At 73.6% G+C, this 17,826-nt stretch carries 19 protein-coding genes; 5 read left to right on the top strand and 14 right to left on the bottom strand.

Going from position 1 to position 17,826, the window contains the following annotated elements; genetic code table 11:
- Window positions 1-17: 17 nt before the first annotated feature.
- From DOO78_RS02080 to DOO78_RS02065, 4 genes are read right to left on the bottom strand one after another with little or no spacing between them, the layout of a single operon-like run.
- A complete protein-coding gene (locus DOO78_RS02080; RefSeq protein WP_111468056.1) occupies window positions 18-923 on the bottom strand; it encodes an efflux RND transporter periplasmic adaptor subunit in 906 nt (301 codons plus the stop codon).
- A complete protein-coding gene (locus DOO78_RS02075; RefSeq protein ID WP_111468055.1) occupies window positions 920-1,129 on the bottom strand; it encodes a DUF1656 domain-containing protein in 210 nt (69 codons plus the stop codon). The genes DOO78_RS02080 and DOO78_RS02075 overlap by 4 nt, the downstream gene beginning before the upstream one ends.
- Window positions 1,126-3,171, bottom strand: a complete 2,046-nt coding sequence (locus tag DOO78_RS02070) for an FUSC family protein (protein ID WP_111468054.1) — start codon at window positions 3,169-3,171, stop codon at window positions 1,126-1,128. The genes DOO78_RS02075 and DOO78_RS02070 overlap by 4 nt, the downstream gene beginning before the upstream one ends.
- The gene (locus DOO78_RS02065; RefSeq protein ID WP_165838675.1) at window positions 3,168-3,632 is read right to left on the bottom strand and encodes a MarR family winged helix-turn-helix transcriptional regulator; all 465 of its coding nucleotides are present in this window, start codon (window positions 3,630-3,632) and stop codon (window positions 3,168-3,170) included. Before DOO78_RS02065 ends, DOO78_RS02070 begins: the two co-directional genes overlap by 4 nt.
- Before the next feature lie 118 nt (window positions 3,633-3,750).
- Between DOO78_RS02065 and DOO78_RS02060 the strand changes: the two genes are divergently transcribed.
- Window positions 3,751-4,716 carry an acetamidase/formamidase family protein gene (locus tag DOO78_RS02060; protein ID WP_111468052.1) on the top strand — a complete coding sequence of 322 codons (966 nt, stop codon included), beginning with the start codon at window positions 3,751-3,753 and terminating at the stop codon, window positions 4,714-4,716.
- A 144-nt stretch (window positions 4,717-4,860) separates the two neighbouring features.
- On the opposite strand, the gene DOO78_RS02055 is transcribed toward DOO78_RS02060, so the two are convergent.
- The 4 genes from DOO78_RS02055 to DOO78_RS02040 all read right to left on the bottom strand — a co-directional run bounded on the left by DOO78_RS02055 (window position 4,861) and on the right by DOO78_RS02040 (window position 8,864).
- The gene (locus DOO78_RS02055) at window positions 4,861-5,745 is read right to left on the bottom strand and encodes a sulfurtransferase (protein ID WP_111468051.1); all 885 of its coding nucleotides are present in this window, start codon (window positions 5,743-5,745) and stop codon (window positions 4,861-4,863) included.
- Between the two features lie 77 nt (window positions 5,746-5,822).
- Entirely contained in the window at window positions 5,823-6,890 is a 1,068-nt protein-coding gene (locus tag DOO78_RS02050) for an SDR family oxidoreductase (protein ID WP_111468050.1), read from the bottom strand.
- A 102-nt stretch (window positions 6,891-6,992) separates the two neighbouring features.
- A complete protein-coding gene (locus DOO78_RS02045; RefSeq protein WP_111468049.1) occupies window positions 6,993-7,736 on the bottom strand; it encodes a superoxide dismutase in 744 nt (247 codons plus the stop codon).
- A 63-nt stretch (window positions 7,737-7,799) separates the two neighbouring features.
- Window positions 7,800-8,864, bottom strand: a complete 1,065-nt coding sequence (locus tag DOO78_RS02040) for an ABC transporter ATP-binding protein (protein WP_165838674.1) — start codon at window positions 8,862-8,864, stop codon at window positions 7,800-7,802.
- Between the two features lie 124 nt (window positions 8,865-8,988).
- Here DOO78_RS02040 and DOO78_RS27315 point away from each other — a divergent pair, with 124 nt between their 5' ends.
- The 4 genes from DOO78_RS27315 to DOO78_RS02020 all read left to right on the top strand — a co-directional run bounded on the left by DOO78_RS27315 (window position 8,989) and on the right by DOO78_RS02020 (window position 11,520).
- Window positions 8,989-9,336, top strand: coding sequence for a hypothetical protein (locus DOO78_RS27315; protein ID WP_165838673.1), 348 nt, complete (start codon window positions 8,989-8,991; stop codon window positions 9,334-9,336).
- Between the two features lie 24 nt (window positions 9,337-9,360).
- Window positions 9,361-9,789: a phage holin family protein gene (locus DOO78_RS02030; protein ID WP_165838672.1), complete on the top strand. Its 429-nt coding sequence runs from the start codon at window positions 9,361-9,363 to the stop codon at window positions 9,787-9,789.
- A gap of 289 nt (window positions 9,790-10,078) precedes the next feature.
- The gene (locus DOO78_RS02025) at window positions 10,079-11,098 is read left to right on the top strand and encodes an enoyl-CoA hydratase/isomerase family protein (protein WP_243634302.1); all 1,020 of its coding nucleotides are present in this window, start codon (window positions 10,079-10,081) and stop codon (window positions 11,096-11,098) included.
- Window positions 11,095-11,520: an acyl-CoA thioesterase gene (locus tag DOO78_RS02020; RefSeq protein ID WP_111468045.1), complete on the top strand. Its 426-nt coding sequence runs from the start codon at window positions 11,095-11,097 to the stop codon at window positions 11,518-11,520. Before DOO78_RS02025 ends, DOO78_RS02020 begins: the two co-directional genes overlap by 4 nt.
- A gap of 27 nt (window positions 11,521-11,547) precedes the next feature.
- Here DOO78_RS02020 and DOO78_RS02015 read toward each other — a convergent pair whose 3' ends face one another.
- The 6 genes from DOO78_RS02015 to DOO78_RS28025 form a co-directional block, all read right to left on the bottom strand.
- A complete protein-coding gene (locus DOO78_RS02015; protein WP_111468044.1) occupies window positions 11,548-12,045 on the bottom strand; it encodes a hypothetical protein in 498 nt (165 codons plus the stop codon).
- A gap of 195 nt (window positions 12,046-12,240) precedes the next feature.
- Window positions 12,241-13,155: an EamA family transporter gene (locus tag DOO78_RS02010; protein WP_111468043.1), complete on the bottom strand. Its 915-nt coding sequence runs from the start codon at window positions 13,153-13,155 to the stop codon at window positions 12,241-12,243.
- A gap of 78 nt (window positions 13,156-13,233) precedes the next feature.
- A complete protein-coding gene (locus DOO78_RS02005) occupies window positions 13,234-14,208 on the bottom strand; it encodes a Bug family tripartite tricarboxylate transporter substrate binding protein (RefSeq protein WP_111468042.1) in 975 nt (324 codons plus the stop codon).
- A complete protein-coding gene (locus DOO78_RS02000) occupies window positions 14,208-15,200 on the bottom strand; it encodes a Bug family tripartite tricarboxylate transporter substrate binding protein (protein WP_111468041.1) in 993 nt (330 codons plus the stop codon). Before DOO78_RS02000 ends, DOO78_RS02005 begins: the two co-directional genes overlap by 1 nt.
- Before the next feature lie 181 nt (window positions 15,201-15,381).
- Window positions 15,382-16,413, bottom strand: coding sequence for an outer membrane beta-barrel protein (locus tag DOO78_RS01995; RefSeq protein ID WP_128079982.1), 1,032 nt, complete (start codon window positions 16,411-16,413; stop codon window positions 15,382-15,384).
- 136 nt (window positions 16,414-16,549) lie between these two features.
- A complete protein-coding gene (locus DOO78_RS28025) occupies window positions 16,550-17,620 on the bottom strand; it encodes a DUF6817 domain-containing protein (protein ID WP_111468039.1) in 1,071 nt (356 codons plus the stop codon).
- Window positions 17,621-17,826 lie beyond the last annotated feature (206 nt).

Here is a 17,826-nt window from a genome sequence, read left to right as displayed (position 1 = left end):
CGCCGGGCCCGGCGGCGTCAGGGCTGCCGGTTGGCCGCCTCCTGCCGCCGGGCGGGGGCGAGGATCTCGACGCTCGCGGTCCGCCCGGCGATCAGCCGCCCGTCGGCCTCGCCGCCGGCCAGCGCGATGCGCACCGGCACGCGCTGCGCCAGGCGCACCCAGCTGAAGGTCGGCGTGACATTGGCGAGCAGGCTCGTGCTGTCCGAGCGCTCCCGATCCTCGATGCCGCCGGCGATGCCGGCGACATGGCCGTCCAGCGTGCCGGCATCGCCCATGATCCGGACGCGCGCCGGATCGCCGGGATGGATGCGGTCGAGCTTGTTCTCCTCGAAATAGCCGAGGACGTAGAAGCTGGCCTCGTCGACCAGCGCCGTCACCGCCGCCCCGGCCGCGACGTAGTCGCCGCGGCGCAGGTGGAAATTGGTGATCTTGCCGCCGACCGGCGCCCGCACCGCGGCGCGTTCCAGGTTGAGCCGCGCCACATCGAGCGCGGTGCGGGCGCGGTCATGCGCCGCCTCCGCCCGCGTCACCGCGGTCTCCGCCCGTTCCCGCGCCTGCTGGCTGACCGCGACGTTGATGAGCTGGCGGGCGCGCTCGCGGTCGCGCACCGCCATCTCCAGCGCGGCGGCGCCGTCTGCGACATCGGCCTCGGCCTGGCGCAGCGCCAGCTCGAAGCGCCGGGGGTCGATCCGGAACAGCACCTCCCCGGGCCGGACCCGCTGGTTGTCCTCGACCAGCACCTCGCTGACCAGGCCGGAGACATCGGGGGCGATGCGCACGATCTCGGCCCGCACCCGCCCGTCCCGGGTCCAGGGCGCGTTCATGTAGTAGTCCCACATATGGTGGCCGAGCAGCAGCGCGCAGGCGAGCATGGCGACGGTCAGCAGGATGCGGCCGGCATGGGCGGCCAATGGCTTCGTCATCGCGGCATCACCGGAATCAGCGCCACCGCGGTGCCGAGCAGGCAGGTGTAGAGCGCCAGGTTGAACAGCGGCGGATGCCAGACGAAGCGGTAGAAGCCGATGGCGGTCAGCAGCCGCCGCAGCGCGGCCTGCACCAGGCAGGCCGCCAGCGCCAGCAGGCCGAAGGCGGGCACGAAGACGCCGTAGATGTTGATGTCCTGCATCATGCCGCGTGTTTCTCCGCGAGGGCTGCGACGGGGCGGGGCGCCGGCGCGCCGGGATCGAGTGCCTGCCGCAGTCCGGCCAGGGCGATGCCGGCGCCGAGCGCGGCCGGGCCGGGCAGGGCGGCGGTGAGGGCGAGGCAGGCATCAATGCCGGCCACCAGCTCGGCCAGGCCGGCGTCGGCCGTCGCCTTGCCGTCGCGGTAATAGGCGCCGAGCCGGGCCAGCAGCGCCGCCAGCCGCGCCGCGGCCGGGCCGGGGAGCGCCGGCTGCACCGCCTTCAGCGCCGCGATGTCGAGCCCGACCCGGAGATCGCGCAGCAGGTCGCCGGCCATCGCCTGCGAGCCCGCGCCGAGGGCCGCGAGCCGCGGCGCCAGCAGGCCGAGCGTGTCGATGAGCTGGCGCTGGATCCGGCCCGGATCGCCCGGCCGCGGCCGCGCCGCCGCCGCGGCGATGCGCGCCCAGCCGCGATGCAGCAGCCGGCGCGCGCTCGCCTCGGCGCCCACCGAGCGCACCAGGGCGGAGGTGAGCATCGCCAGCGCGATGGCCAGCACCAGGGCGATGTTGGCGTTCAGGAAGCCCGCCGCATCGAGGCTGAGCCGCGATTGCAGGGTCAGCATGAAGGGGATGTTGACGCAGAGGCCCATGCCGATGAGGTAGCGGGCGGGCGTGGCCAGCAGGATGCCGGCCGGGATCAGCGTCAGCCCGAGGGCGGCGGCCAGCGGCAGGAAGCCGTCGAGCATCGGGAAGACCGCGAACTGGTAGGCGAAGGCGATGGCCGCCGCCGCCAGGACGAAGAGCATGAACTGGCGCATCGCCGGCACCGGGTCGTCCATCGCCGCCAGCAGGCAGCAGAAGACGCCGGCGATCTGCGGCACCGTCACCCCGTCCGCCCAGCCGGTGGCGATCCAGAAGACGCTGCCGAGCAGGATCGCCAGCGTCGCCCCGAGGCCGGAGAGCGCCGCCATGCCGTAGTCGAGATGCCGGTCGGCGCCGCCGCCCGCGGCCAGCAGCCGCCGCGTGCGCGCCCGCCGCGCCGCGCCCGTCGCCAGATCGGCGCGCAGGGCCCGGCAGTCCCGCCACAGGGCGACCAGCTCGCGCAGCCGCAGCGCCAGGTTGCGCAGCAGCAGCCCCTCCCAGCCCGGCGGCGCCGTCGCCTCCAGCGCCGCGATCCGCTCCAGCAGCCGCACCCGCGCCGCCGCGGTCGCGCCATCGGCCGCCATCCAGGCCGCGACCTCCCGCAGCGCGGCGGCCGCCGGCGCCGCCAGGGCGCCCGCCCGGCGCAGGCCGGCGACATGGTCCTCGATCGCCGAGACCAGCGGCAGCAGCAGGATCATGCGCTCCTGCAGCCCGTGCAGCAGGTCCGTCCGCGCCTGGTGGCGGGAGGTGTCGTAGCCGACATGGGTGGTGAAGGCGCGCATATCGACCGCATCCGCCGCCAGGCGCCGCCGCTCCCGCTGCGCATCCCCGGGCCGGGCCTCGCCGAGCAGCGCATCCCCGGCCAGCCGCGCGGCATGGCCGAGCCAGGCATCGACGCGGGCGAGCAGCACCGGCCCGGCATGCCGCGGCAGGATGGTGCGGCTGACCAGGGCGCCGCAGAGGATGCCGAGCCCGATCTCCTCCACCCGCGCCACCGCGGTGTCGAAGGCGGCCTCGGGGCTGTTGACCAGCGGCAGGCCGGCGAGCAGCACGGTGTAGCCGCCGAGCAGGAAGACATAGCCGCGCGGCGTCCGGTCGAGCAGGCTGACGAAGACGCAGAGCCCGACCCAGAGGGCGATGGCGAGCGTCAGCCATTCCGGCGCGTTCACCAGGTTCGGCACCAGAAGGACGGTCATGACGCCGCCGATCAGGGTGCCGAGCAGCCGGTAGACGGCCTTCGAGGTGATCGCCCCCGCCAGCGGATGGGCGATGATGTAGACCGTGCCGACCGCCCAGAAGGGCCGCGACAGGTCGAAATACAGCGCGATCCAATAGGCGAGCATCGCCGCCGCGAAGGTCTTCAGCGAGAAGACGACATCGGCGAGGCTGGGGCCGGGCGCGGCGCTCATCCGCCCCGCCGCCGCTCGGGCCGCGCCGCCAGGGCGCGGGTCAGGACCTCCAGCACCCGCATCGTCGCCTCGAGATCGGCGGGCCGCGCCTCGGCCAGCAGCTCGCGCCGCAGATGCGCGAACATCGCCAGGGTGCGGCGGGCCAGCCGGCGCCCGTCCTCGGTGAGGAAGACCAGCTTGGCGCGGCGGTCGCGGCTGTCCTCCTGCCGGCGGACCAGCCCCTCGCGCTCCAGATTGTCGAGGATGCGCACCACCGAGGTGCCGTCCACCCCGAGGCCTTCGGCGAGCTCGCCCTGGCGGATGCCATCCCCCTGCCGCAGCAGGAGGGCGAGCGGCAGGGCCGAGGCATCCGACAGGCCTTCCTCCGACAACGCCTGGGCGATGACGCGCCGCCAGGACTGGGCGACGGCCATCAGCCTCGGCCCGAGTTCGGACCATTCATCCACGGTGGCGCGGTGCATGCCAATTAGATGGCATGCCATCTAATGATTTGCAAGCTATCATCCGGCGCGCCCTCGGCCCCCTTGCCATCCCGCCGGCATCTTGCCTCCATGCAGGCTTCCGAACCGGGGGAGCCGCATGCCCGCGACGCATCGCATCGAGCCGACCATCGCCAATGTCCGCTGGGGCGCCTTCGACGCCGCCTTCGCCCCGGTGCAGGAGGTCGATCCGGGCGATCTCGTCATCCTGGAATGCGTCTCCGGCGCGAAGGAGGTGATGCCGCCGCCCGGCAGCGGCCTGGCGGTGCCGGAGCGGCTGGCCGCCATCCATGCCGGCGGCGTGCCGCGGCTCGGGCCGCATATCCTCACCGGGCCGGTGGCGGTGAAGGGCGCCGAGCCGGGCGACGCGCTGCGCGTCGATATCGAGCGGATCGACCTCGGCGCCGATTGGGGCTTCTGCGGCTTCCGGCCTCTGGTCGGCACGCTGCCCGAGGATTTCCCCTATGCCCGGGTGCTGCACATCCCGGTCGACCGGGAGGCGATGACCTGCAAGGTGCCGGTCGGCCCCGGCATCACCCTGCCGCTCTCGCCTTTCTTCGGGGTCATGGGCGTGGCGCCGCCGCCGGAATGGGGCACGATCAGCACCAAGGAGCCGCGGGCGCATGGCGGCAACCTCGACAACAAGGAGATCGGCGCCGGCGCCACGCTGTTCCTGCCAGTCTTCGTGCCGGGGGCGAATTTCTCGGCCGGCGACGGGCATGGCGTGCAGGGCGATGGCGAGGTCTGCATCAACGCGCTCGAGATGTGCCTGACCGGGCATTTCCGCCTCGGCCTGGAGAAGGGCGGCGGCGCCCGCGACCCGTTGCTGAAATACCCGCGCGCCGAGACCGCGACGCATTACATCAGCATGGGCATGCACGAGGATCTCGACCTCGCCATGAAGCAGGCGCTGCGCGAGATGATCGCCTTCATCACCGCCCGCGCCAATCTCTCGGCGGCCGATGCCTACCAGCTTTGCAGCCTCGCCGTCGATTTCCACGTGACGCAGACGGTGAACGGCGAGAAGGGCGTGCACGGCCTGCTGAAGAAGGGGCTGCTGTTCTGACGGCAACGGACCGGTCTCCGTGACCGGTCCGTTGCCGCGAATGCGCCGGCGCCCGTTCGGGCGCTCGGCCGGCTGCACGTCAGGATCTTGCAGGCCGGTACGAGGGTTGCCTACGTGAGCGCATCGCCGGCCGGCGATGCGCGGTCAGCCCTGCTCGATCGGCAGGGAGGGATCCTTCGCCCATTCGCTCATCGAGGCGTCGTAGACCGCGATGTCGCGGTAGCCGAGCTGGTGCAGCAGGAAGGCATCGAGCGTCGCCGCGATGCCGCCGCCGCAATAGAGCAGGATGCGCTTCCCCGGATCGGCGCCCACCGCGGCGAAGCGCTCGGCGACCTCGGCCGGCGGCTTCAGGGTCAGCCGCCCCGGCTTGAGCAGCGCGCTGACCGGCACGTTGACGCTGCCCGGGATGCGGCCCGGCCGGCCGTAGCGGTCATTCTCGCCACGATGCAGGTCGGGGGCGAGGGCGTTGATGGTGCAGGCGCCGGCATCGCCGATCGCCGCCTTCACCGCCTCCTTGCCGACGAAGAGGCCCGGCCGTGGCCGCGCCGTCAGGCGGGCCGGCTCGTAGCGGCTCTCGCCGGCCTCGGTCGGCCGCCCCTCAGCGCTCCAGGCATCGAAGCCGCCATCGAGGATCGCCGCGTCGTCGAAGCCGATGGCGCGCAGCATCCACCAGACCCGCGTCGCCCATTGCGGGCTCTTGCGGGCGTAGAGGATGACGCGCCGGCCCTCGCCGATGCCGCGGGCGGCGAAGCGGGCGGCGAGGTCCTCGGGCGCCGGCATGGTGAAGTTGAAGGGGCTCGCCGTGTCGGAGAGCTCGCCCTGCAGGTCGAGGAAGGCCGAGCCGGGGATATGCGCCGCCTCGTAATCCGCACGGCCCGCCTCCACCCGATAGGGCCGGCCGGTGCCGGTCTCGTAGTGCAGGTAGGTGGTGCAATCGAAGATGCGGAGCGCGGGATCGCGCAGATGCGCGGCGAGCCATTCGGTCGAGACGATGGCCTCGGGATGGGCGAAGCCCGGCGTGGCTGGCATGGAGTCCTCCGCATGGTGGCCGGGATGGGCCGGCCGCCCGACCCTGCCCGCAGCCACCACCCGCCGCAAGCCGCCGGTCAGACGCGGCCGGGGCGCCGCGGGTGGGGACGCGGCAGCCGCCGCGGCCCGGCGCGGCGGGCCAGGCCCACGCTGATCGCCAGGGCGCCGAGGCCGGCCAGCACCGCCGCGGTCAGCCCCGGGTTGAGCTGCGCCTCCAGAAACAGGCTGGTCTCGCGCACCGGCGCGACGGGCCGCGTCAGGCTCCTCTCGGTCCCGTCCTCGCGCGGCGCATACAGGTTGTCGGCCCGCGCCGGCCGCGGCGCCTTGCCGCTGACCTGCGCGGGATAGCCCACCGCCTCCATCACCAGATCGGTCGCGCGCGGGAACAGGCTGCCCATCAGCGCGATGGCGTGGCCGCCGAAGCCGACCACGATCTCCCGCTTGCGGTGCTCGCAGGCATGCAGGATGGCGCGGGCCACCAGCTCCGGCGCATAGGCCGGCGGCGGCACGCGGATGCCGGGCGTGGGCAGCAGGTTGCGCGCATGCTCCTGGAAGGCCGTCTCGATGCCCGAGGGCTTGATCAGGGTCACGCTGATCGGCGCGCCGTCGCGCTCCAGCTCCATGCGCAGCGCCTCGGTGAAGGCCCGCACCGCATGCTTGCTGGCGCTGTAGGTGCCCTGCAGCAGCACGGCGCGGTCGGACAGCACGCTGCCGACATTCACCAGCGCGCCCCCGTGCCGGCGCAGCGCCTTCGCCGCGATGAGCGAGCCATGCACCACGCCCCAGTAATTCGTGTCGAACAACCGGCGCTGGTCCTCGAGCGGCGTCTTCTCGATCTCGCCATAGATCGAGGTCCCGGCGTCGTTCACCCAGGAATCGAAGCCGCCGAAGACCTGCCGGGCCTTCTCCGCCGCCGCCTCCAGCGCCGCGCGGTCGCCGACATCGGCCACGGCGAAATCCGCCTGCGCGCCATGGCCGCGCAACGCCTCGACGATCCGCCGCAAGGCTTCCTCGTTGCGGGAGACGAGGAAGACGCGGGCGCCGGCCCGGGCGGCCCGCCTGGCCGTGGCCAGGCCGATGCCGGAGCTGGCGCCGGTGATGACGATGGTCTGCTGCGACAGCGGCTTCAGCCGGATCTGCGGCATGGGGGAACATCGTCTCCAGGAAGGGGGAAGCGGCCTCAACCCGCCGCCCCCCAGGCCGGTTCCCCGGCGGGCCGGTTCCCCGGCGAGCCGGACCGCCTGCCGCTACACCTTCAGCGTCCCGTCCTTCGCCGCGGCGTAGCGCTGCGCCACCGCATCCCAGTTCACCACGTTCCACCAGGCCCGCGTGTATTCCGGCCGGCGGTTCTGGTAGCGGAGATAGTAGGCGTGCTCCCAGACATCGTTGCCGAGCAGCACGCGGCCGCCCTCCATCAGCGGCGTGTCCTGGTTCGGCTTCTGCACCAGGGCGAGCTTGCCCTCCCGCGTCACGGTGACGAAGGCCCAGCCCGAGCCGAATTGCGTGTTCGCCGCCCGCTCGAAGGCGCCGCGGAAGGCATCCCAGCCGCCGAGGTCGCGGGTGATGGCCTGCAGCAGCTCGCCGGTCGGCTGGCCGCCCTTCCCGCCCATGATGCCCCAGAACATGGTGTGGTTGGCATGGCCGCCGCCGTTGTTGCGCACGGCGGTGCGGATGCCCTCGGGCAGCTCCGGCAGCTTCGCCAGCAGCGCCTCGATCGGCATGGCGTGCAGCGCGCTGTGGTCCTTCACCGCGGCGTTGAGGTTGTTCACATAGGCCGCATGGTGCAGGTCGTGATGGATCTGCATGGTCCGCGCGTCGATCGCCGCCTCGTTCGCCTCCAGCGCATAGGGCAGCGGCGGCAGGGAAAAGGGCCCGGTCGGCGCCGCCGGCGCGGCGGCCTGGGCGAAGACGCGGCGCGACGCGGCCAGGGGCGCGGCAAGGAGGGCGGCGCCACCCAGCAGCAGGTGGCGACGGTGGGCGGACACGGGCATGGCTCTCTCCCTCAGGATCCGGGGGAGATTAGGTGCCGGGCCCCGCAGGCCAAGTGACCGCCGTCACAAAGCCCGGTAGGCGAAGGCCGCATAGGGGTCCCAGGCCACCGAGGCCGGGCCGCCGATGCGCGGCACCCGGCTGCCGGGCGGGCGCTTCGCCACCAGCGCGCCGCCCCGCCCGACCTCCAGCAGCAGGCGCAGATGGTCGCCGAGGAAGATCACGTCCTGCAGCGCCGCGGGCAGCGCGCCCTCGCCCATCTCCTCGGCGCTCATCGCCGCCACCGCCACCCGCTCCGGCCGCACCGCGACGATGCAGCGGCTGCCCGGCCCGGCCGCGTCGCCGCGCCGCGCCCAGAGCTCCGGGCCGCAATCGAGCCGCACCTGGCAATCCTCGCCGTCGAGGGCCAGCACCGTGCCGGCCAGGCGGTTGTTGTCGCCGAGCAGGAAGGCGACGGGGGCGGAGACCGGCTCCTCGTAGAGGGATTGCGGCGTGCCCTCCTGCACCACCTCGCCGGCCTCCAGGATGGCGAGGTGGTCGGCCAGCAGCATCGCCTCGCCCGGCTCGCGCGTCGCCACCACCGTCGTCAGCCCGATGCGGCGGAACAGCCCGCGCCATTCCAGGGCCAGCCGGTGCCGCAACGCCTGGTCCAGGCCATCGAAGGGATCGTCCAACACCAGCACCGCGGGTTGCGGCGCCAGGGCGCGGGCCAGCGCCAGCCGGCGGAGCTGCGCCGGGCCGAGCTGGCCGAGCCGCGTCGCCTCCTGGCCATCGAGGCCGAGCCGCGTCAGGGCGCGTGCCACCTGCGCCGCGCGCTGCGGTCCCGGCAGGGACAGCACCAGCTCGGTCACCACCTGCTCGACGCGGCGCCCCGCCGCCCCCGTCACGGGCTGGAACAGCCCGACGCCGCCCCAGCCCGGCGGCGGCCGGTCGAGCGCCGCCTCCCCCAGCAGCACCCGCCCCGCCTCCGGCGAGGCGAGGCCGGCGAGCAGGCGCAGCACGCCGGTCTTGCCCGAGCCCGGCGGGCCGAGCAGCACCGTGCAGCCGCCGCGCGGCATGGCCAGGTCGATGCCGTGCACCCCCAGTGCCGGCTTGCGCACACCCTCGAAGCGCAGCCAAGGCGCGTCCATGCGAGTCCCCAGCCCCCTTGCGACGGGGGCTTTACACCCTTCGGCGGCGGGTCGACACAAGGCGGAACCAGTTGCGTCGCGGCGGCGTTCCGTCGCCAAGTTACCCCTGCGGAAGGAGCATGCCATGAGCGCCGCGAACGATTTCTCCAACGACGCCCGCAACCTGAAGGACCAGGCGCAGGCCTCCGCGCAGCGCGTCAACGACGACGCGAAGGAGGAGCTGGCGAAGCTGCGCGCGCAGGTGGAGCGGCTGATGCAGGACCGCGTCACCCCGGCGCTCGCCGGCGCCGCCGACCAGGTGCAGGGCTATGCCAACCGCGCCCGCGAGACCATCGAGGACCAGGCGGACGCGATCTCGGAGACGGTGCGGGAGCGGCCGCTGACGGCGGTGGCGATCGCCGCCGCCGCGGGCTACCTGATCGGCCGGCTGATGGGCGGCAACACCTACGTCTATCCGCGCGATCGTCACTGACCCGGGAGGCGGCCGGGGATGCGCATGTTTCAATTGCTCCGCCTGGCAGCCCAGGCGGAGGCGTTGCGCTGGAAGCGGACCGGCCGCGGCTACGCCATCCAGGCCGGCCTCGGCGCGGCTGCGGCCGTCTTCGCGCTGATGCTGGTGATCATGCTGCATGTCGCGGCGCTGATCTGGCTGGCGCGGGGCCGGGACGGCGCCACCGCCGCGCTGATCATCGGCGGCGTCGATCTCGTGCTCGCCGCCATCCTCGGCTGGCTCGCGGCGCGGCATGCCGAGGATCCGGTTGCCCTCGAGGCGCAGCGGGTGCGTGACGACGCCCTGCGGCAGGTCGGCGACACCACGGCGCGCGCCGCCATGGTGCTGCCCCTGCTGCGCAGCCAGTCGGCGAAGAAGGGCCTAGTGGGCGCGGTGCTGACCGCCATCGCGGTCGGGCTGTTCTCCCGCCGGTAGCGCCCTCGCCCGAAAGGCCTCATTGGTCCGCGCCGCGGGTGGGACGTCCCATCCCTCGGGCGGGCCGGAGGCCAGGACGGAAGTTCGCCGGGCGGGCGCGCCCGGCGAGGTCGGTTGCTGGTCCGGTGGCAAGGGGCTAGAGCAGGCGCCGAACGGGCGTGAGCGGGCGGGCATGAGTGCCGGAGGCCCGGCTGCGCCCGATATACGACGCGCCGCGGCGGAGGCCTCTCCGGTCCTAGCCATGCTCCGCCGCCGGCGATGTCGCGGGACGACATCCAAGGAGCGCCGCGTGAGCGACACCACCGAGCCGACCATCCTGGCCCGCCGCGAGGGCGCCGCAGGCACCTTGCTGATGAACCGGCCGAAGACCCTCAACGCCCTCGACCTCGAGATGATCCGCGGCTTCCAGGCCGCCATCGATGCCTGGAAGGGGGATGCGGCGGTGCGGCTGGTGGTGCTCGAAGGCGCCGGCGGCAAGGCCTTCTGCGCGGGCGGCGATGTCCGCCGCATCCGCCAGCTCGCCATCGACGGCGACAGCGCGGCGATCGAGGCCTTCTTCGCCGAGGAATATGCCGTGAACCGCGGCATCGCCACCTTCGGCAAGCCCTGGGTGTCGCTGATCGACGGCGTCTGCATGGGCGGCGGCATCGGCGTCTCGGTGCATGGCAAGCCGATCGTCGTCAGCGAGAGCGCGCTGCTCGCCATGCCGGAGACGGCGATCGCCCTCTTCCCCGATGTCGGCACCTCCTACATCCTGCCGCGCCTGCCGGGCGCGGTCGGCACCTGGCTGGCCTTGACCGGCGCGCGGCTGCGCGGCGCCGATGCGGTGCATGCTGGCCTCGCCACGCATTACGTGCCCAAGGCAAAGCTGCCGGCGCTGCGCGAGGCGCTGCTCGGCGGCGATGCCGCGGTGGTCGAGCGCTTCGCCGAGGCGGCGCCGGCGCCCGGCTTCGCGCCGCACCGCGCCGCCATCGACCGCTGCTTCGGCCGCGACAGCATCCCGGCGATCCTCGCCACGCTGGAGGCCGAGGACACCGATTGGGCGCGCGAGCAGGTGGCGATCCTGCGCCGGATGTCGCCGACCTCGCTCTGCGTTTCGCTCGAGCTGATCCGCCGCGGCGCCGGCGCCTCGCTCGACGAATGCCTGGAGATGGAGCTGGCGCTGACCCGCAGCGTGGTGAACCGGCACCCGGATTTCCGCGAGGGCGTGCGCAGCGTGCTGGTCGACAAGGACGGCAAGCCGAGCTGGTCGCCGGCCAGGGTCGAGGCGGTGGATCCGGCCGCCATCCGCGCCCTCTTCGCCGGATGAGCGGGGCGGCCGGTGGCCAGGCGCCAGACGGCGCCGGGGAGGCGGGCCCGCGCGGCGAGCTCGCCATCCGCACCCTCGCCATGCCGGCCGACACCAACCCCGCCGGGGATATCTTCGGCGGCTGGATCATGGCGCAGATGGACATCGCCGGCGGCCTTTCCGCCTCGGCGCGGGCCGCCGGCCGCGTGGTCACCGTCACGGCCACCGACATGACCTTCCTCAAGCCGGTGAAGGTCGGCGATGTCGTCTGCTGCTATTGCGACCTCAAGTGCATCGGCCGCACCTCGCTCACCCTGCATGTCGAGGCCTGGGTGCTGCGCCACGGCCAGGGCGAGCGGATCAAGGTGACCTCGGCCGACATCACCTATGTCGCGCTGGACGAGGCCGGCCAGCCGCGCCCGGTCGATCCGCCGCCCGGCTGACGCCGCGGCGCCGGCCTTGTCCGGCGCCTATTCCGCGGCCTCGATGATGCGCTCGGCCCCGGCGGTCGCCCGCATGGCGGCCTGGTACTGGCCGCTGCGCAGGTCGTGCTGCGCGAGCAGGAGGCGCTGCATCGCCGAGGCCGGCATGGCATCGCCCGCCGCTTCGGCATTCCGCAGCGCCAGGCGGGCCTGCTCCAGCTCCTCGCCGGCCTGTTGCCGGTTGCGCGCCGCCATCTCGCCTTCCGCCTGGCGGAGCAACCGATCCACGTCCTGCAACGCGGCATGCCGCGTATCGCCCGGCGCCGGGCCGGCCGGCGGGGCCGCGGGCGCGGCCACCGTCTGCGCCGGCACCGCGGCCTGGGCCGGCGCCGCCTGCAGGAAGGGCTTCATCTCGGGATTCTCGGCCACGGGACGCTGCCATTGCGCGCCCGTCCGTCCCAGGCCCGGGACGGCGCTGTCGTCAGCGAGGGCGGGGCCGGCGGCGAGCGCCAGGACAGCGGCGAGAATCGGGCTCGGGAAGCGCATGGGTCACTCCTCCTCGATGGTGCGGCGGCCAGGGCCTGCCGGCCATGCCGCAGCCCCATCCATGCGCGCTCCGGTCTGGCGGGGACGCGGCGGGACGATGAAGGATGCGTCAGGCTGCGACACGTGCCGGCAATACCGGCCGCCCGTGGCCCGGGCAGGCCGCGGCGCCTTGCATGGCATGCGACGGCCGGGGCGCTACCGCCCGACCAGCACCAGGACGACGCCGAGCATCACCACGCAGACCCCGAGGATCTCGGCCGCCGCCGGCCTCTCCTTCAGATAGAAGCGGCCGAAGAGCAGCGTGAAGATGATCTCCACCTGCCCGACCGCCCGCACCATCGCCACCGGCGCCAACGCGAAGGCGGTGAACCAGCAGGCCGAGCCGCAGGCGGAGAGCGCGCCGACCTGGGCGCTGCTGCGCCAGGTGGCGAAGACGGCGCGCGCCTGGTCCGGCTCGCGCGCCAGCAGCCAGCCGCCCTGCATGACGGTCTGCAGGATGTTCGCCGTCACCAGCGTCACCAGCGCGCGCAGGATCGGGTCCTCGCCCGGGAGAGCCAGGTTCGCCGCCTTGATGAGGACGCTGGTGAGGGCGAAGAAGAAGCCGGAGGAGAGGCCGCAGAGCGCCGCCGGCTGCACCGTCGCGCGCAGCACCTCGCCGAGGCTGCGGCCCTTGCCGGCCAGCGACAGCCACAGCACCCCGGCGACGCCGACCGCGATGCCGCACCAGGCCAGCGGCGAGATGCGCTCGCCGAGCAGCAGCAGGGCCAGGATCGCGCCCTGCACCGCCTCGGTCTTCGCATAGGCCGTGCCGACCGCGAAGCCGCGGAAGCCGAAGGACATGATCAGCAGGTTGGTGCCGAGGATCTGGCCCAGCCCGCCGGCGGCGGCGAGCAGCAGGAAGGTGCCGCCGAGAGGGGGCAGCGCGCCGCCGAAGGCGGCGAGATAGAGCAGCAGCAACAGGGCGCCGACCGGCACGCCGTAGAGGTAGCGCACCACCGCCGCCGCATTCACCGAAAGCTGGCCGCGCAGCTTCTGCTGCATGGCCGTGCGCCAGGTCTGGAACAGCGCGGCGGCCAGGGTCACCGGCAGCCAGAGAGGCGAGAGGATCATCTGGCCGGCAAGCTGCGGCGTGCCCGACGGGCCGTCAATGCCGGGCGCCGGGACGACGATGGGAAGCGCATGGCGTGGTCATCCGAGATCGAGTTGCAGCCCCTCGGTGCGGATCACGCCGCGCCATTTCTCCGTCTCGGCGCGGACCCAGTCGGCGAAGCCCTCCGGCGAGAGGCGCAGCGGCACGCCGCCGAGCTGGGCGAAGCGCTGCCGCATCCCCGGCTGGTCGAGCATGGCGTTGATCTCGCCGTTCACCGCCTGCACCACCTCGGGCGGCAGGCCGGCCGGCGCGAACAGGCCGAACCAGGTGTTCACCTCGAACCGGGCGAGCTCGGGCAGGGTCTCGCGCAGCGCGGGCACCTCCGGCAGCTCGGCATTGCGCTCGGCGCTGGTCACCGCGAGGGCCCGCACCCGGCCGCTGCGGATATGCTCGATCACGCCGGTGAGGTTGTCGACCAGGAAGCCGAGATTGCCAGCCAGCAGCTCGGTCTGCGCCGGCGCCGAGCCGCGGAAGGGCACGTGGATCGCCTGCGCCTTCAGCAGTTGCAGCAGCCAGACCGGCGTCAGATGCGTCGATTGCCCGACGCCGGTGGAGCCGTAGCTGACCCGGCCCGGCTCGGCCCGCAGCCAGGCGGCGAATTCGGCCATGCTGCGCACCGGCGTCGCGGCGTTCACCACCAGCACGTTCGGCCCGCGGATCTGCCCGGCGACCGGCAGCAATTGCTCGGGCCTGTAGGGCAGGTCGCGGAACAGCGAATAGGCGATGGCCTGCGGCCCGATATTGCCCGAGAGCAGGGTGGTGCCGTCCGGCCGCGCCCGCACCGCCTCGAGCGTGCCGATGGTGCCGCCGGCGCCGGCGCGGTTCTCCACCACCACCGGCAGGCCCCAGCGCGCCTGCAGGTGCTGGGCGCAGAGCCGCCCCATGATGTCCGTGGTGCCGCCCGCCGCCGCCGGCACGATGATGCGCACCTGCTGCGCCGGCCGCCAGCCCTGCCCGCGCGCCGGGCCGACGAGCAGCAGGGCGGGCGCGGCGAGCGCGAGGCGCCGGCGCATCAGCCGACGTCCAATTGCAGACCCTCCTTGCGGATCACCGTGCCCCATTTCTCGATCTCGGCATTCACGAAGGCGGCGAATTGCTCGGTGCTGCCATAGAGCGAGACGCCGCCCATCTCGCGCCAGCGCGCCTTGACCTCCTCGGTCTCGTGCCAGGATTTCATGGCGGCGTTCAGGCTTTCGGCCACCGGCCGCGGCGTCGCCGCGGGGAGGAAGATGCCGAACCAGGTGTTGACGTCGAAGCCGGCCAGCTCCGGCATCGTCTCCCGCGCCGCCGGGATGTCGGGGAGCTGGTGGTTGCGGTCGGCGCTGCTGACCGCGAGCGCGCGGACGCGGCCGGCGCGAATCTGGGTGATGCCGCTGGTCAGGTTGTCCCACATGTACTGGATGTTGCCGGCAACCAGCTCCATGGCCGCCGGGCCGGCGCCGCGGAAGGGCACGTGGATCGCCTCGGTCCCCGTCGCCTGGTTGAACCAGACGCCGGTCAGGTGCGGGCTCTGCCCGACGCCGGGCGAGCCGTAGCTGAGCTTGCCGGGATTCTTCTTCAGATGCGCCACCAGCTCCGGCAGGGTGTTGGCCGGGATCGAGGGGTGCACGACGAGCACGTTCGGCCCGCGCACGGTGCCGCAGACCGGCAGCAGCGCGTCGCGCCCATAGGGCAGGTTGCGGAAGAGCGAGAGGCCGATCGCCTGCGGTCCGATATTGCCGAGCAGCAGCGTCAGCCCGTCGGGCGCCGACCGCACCACCTCGGCGGTGCCGATCACGCCGCCGGCGCCCGAGCGGTTCTCGACGACGCAGTTCTGGCCGTAATGCGCCTGCAGATAGGGCGCGAGCAGCCGGGCGCTGATATCGGCGGTGCCGCCGGGCGCCGCCGGGACGACGATGCGGATGGGTTGATTCGGCCGCCATTCCTGCGCCCGGGCGGCACCGGGCGCGAGGAAGGGCAGAGCGAGCGGCGTGAGCAGCGCGGCACGGCGCGGCAGGCGGATCATGGACGGCTTTCCTCGTTTCGACAGGCCGGACCGGCTGGGGTCCGTCCGGCACGGGGCCGGCCATCCCGGGCCGGCATCATCGCCGCACCATGCCGCCCCTGGGGCGCGCGGGAAAGAGTGCCCGTCCCGGACCCGCAACAGGCCGCAGCGCGGCGCGGGCTTCCGCGCCGGTATGCCCCACCTATTGCGGCAGGATCTCGATGCGCCGCCGCGGCGTGCCCAGCGCCGCGGCGGGCTGCGTCGCGCCCGGGCCGGTGAGCGCGATCTCCTCGCGCCCGACCCCCAGCCGCTCGAGCTCGGCGCAGACCGCCTCGAGCCGCTGCCGCGTCAGGCGCTCCCGCGCCTCCGGCGTCGCCGCCCGGTCCGCGCTGCCCCGCACCGCGATGCGGGCGAGGCGATACGGGCCGCCCTGCCGCGCCGCCTCGGCCAGGGTGCGGCGGCTGCGGTCGCTGAGCTCGCTGCGGTCCCAGTCGAAATGCACCAGGTAGAGCCGCACCGGCTCGGCCGCGGCCGATGCCTCCTGCGGCCCGGCCGCTTCGGCCGCCGGCCGGCCGAAGGCGTAGCGCAGGCCGATCAGCAGCGTGTGGTTGCGGTTGGCGAACTGGCCCGTGCCCTGGCTGGGCAGCTGGCCGCCGGCCCCCTCGGCCCGGCTCTCGATCCGCGCATCGCCGGCCGTGCCGAGGAAACGGTATTCGGTGGCCAGGGCGAGGCCGGGCAAGGCCAGGATCGGCAGCGCCATGCCGGCGATCCCCTGGAAAGCCAGGCGGCCATCGACATCGTCGAAGACGCGCCGGCCCGGCCCGAGCGGGGTGCCGGCGACGCCGACCTGACGGAACTCCGTCCAGGCGATGCCGAGCCCGGCGCCGAGATAGGGCTGCAGGGGCTGGCCGCCGAGGGCACGCTCCGTGCCGATGTAGAGATTGGCCATGCCGCCATAGGTCGAGACCGAGCCGCTGGCGGGCCGGGCGATGCCGTTCTCCCGGTAGCTGCCCTCGACCTCCAGCCGGATGCCGTTGCCGAACCCCCAGCCGAGGCTGAGCAGGCCGGCCGGACCGGTCTGGCCGTGCAGTCGCATCGCCTGCGGCCCGGCGCTCTCATGGACATTGGCGGCGATCCCGGCGCCGAGATAGAGGCCTTCGACCGGCTGCGCCGCGGCCGTGCCGGCGCCGAGCGCCACCACCGCCATCGCCGTCCATCTGCTGCATCCCGACACGGGGCCTCTCCCGGCTGGCCGCGCCACGGCCACCGGACGTTCTTATCACGGAACGGCGAGAAGATGCCGTCCATTCATTCTGATTTCGACCCGAATGGCCCTGTCTGTTGCAAAGCCGTGACAGTCCGGCCGGGGCTCAGGCAGTGACCAGCCCGAGCCCGTTCAGCCCGCCGAGCGTTTCCGGCCAGCGCCGCGCCTCGGCCGATTGCAGCAGGATCCGCGCCCAGGCCACCCAGCCGGACCAGGCGATGCGCTTGTCCCAGGCGACGCCCCAATCCTGCAGCAGGTCGAGCCCGGCCCGGGCATGCGCCTCCGCCATCGCCCAGTCCCCGGCCAGCAGGCCGAGCTGCGCCAGCATCAGCCGCGGCTCGCCGACATGCGGGTTGTGGCGGATGCAGGCCGAGAGCGCCCGGTGCGTCGGGCCGAGCCCGGCCATGGGCAGGCCGCGCGTCACCGCCTGCCAGTAGAGGGTGACGGCCGCCATCTCCTCCTCCGGCTCCAGCACCGCCGTGCAGCGCGCGAAGACCGGCGGCACCGGCAGGCCCCACTCCTCGGGCAGGTCCTCCAGCACCCGGGCCAGGCGGGAGAGCAGGGAGAGCGCGGTCGCGGTCGGCTTCAGCGGCCCCGGCCAGAGCGAGGCGGCCCAGTTCTCCCGGATCGGCCGCGGCCGCACCGCCGGGAAGCCGGCGAAGACCTCGTCCTGCCAGGAATGCCACTGCTCGGCGATATCGGCGATGGTGGCGATGGCGAAGACCGCGACGTCGCGGCCCGAGAGGTGCAGCGGCGGCCCCTCGGGCCGGTCCAGCAGCATCCCTTCCAGCGGCAGGGCGTCCGCGGCCAGCAACTGCTCGGTGAAGCGGCTGCGCGGCATGACGCAGAAGAGGTGGATCAGCCGCTCCGCCTCCTCGCCGAGCGCCGCGGCCAGTTCCGCCCGGTTGCCGGTGCCGTCGAAGAGCTTCAGGTCGACGTATTCATTGGAATAGACGCTGTGGAACAGCCCGAGCAGCCGCACCTCCCGCGGCTGGTCCCAGAGCGTCAGGGTGCGGCAGACGCCGAGCAGGTGGTCCTTGAAGGTGCCGGCCTTGTGCCAGTCCTCGCCGGCGCTGCGGCTGAACAGCAGGTGCAGCAGGCCGGGCAGCTCCGGATCCACCGCGGCCCAGTCATCCGCGAGCAGGGCCCGCAGCTTGGGATGCAGGCGCTCAGCCATGATGCCGCCCCCGCCGCCCGCTGCCGATCCGCATCTCGCCCCTCCCTGCCTTCGGCCCTGGCCCTAGTCCGGGCCCGCTTCCGTCTCGCGGCGGAGCATGCGCGCGGCCGGCCGGATCGGCAATTGCCGCCGCCCCACGCGCGCACCGCAGCGCAGGATTGCAGCGCTTTCATCGATTCGCGGTGGGAAACGGCACTTCGCCGCGG

Origin of the sequence: Roseicella frigidaeris, from assembly GCF_003258945.1 — a bacterium.
GTDB lineage: Bacteria > Pseudomonadota > Alphaproteobacteria > Acetobacterales > Acetobacteraceae > Paracraurococcus > Paracraurococcus frigidaeris.
Note: the sequence above shows the minus strand (reverse complement) of the source record. Positions and strands in the feature narration are given on the sequence as shown.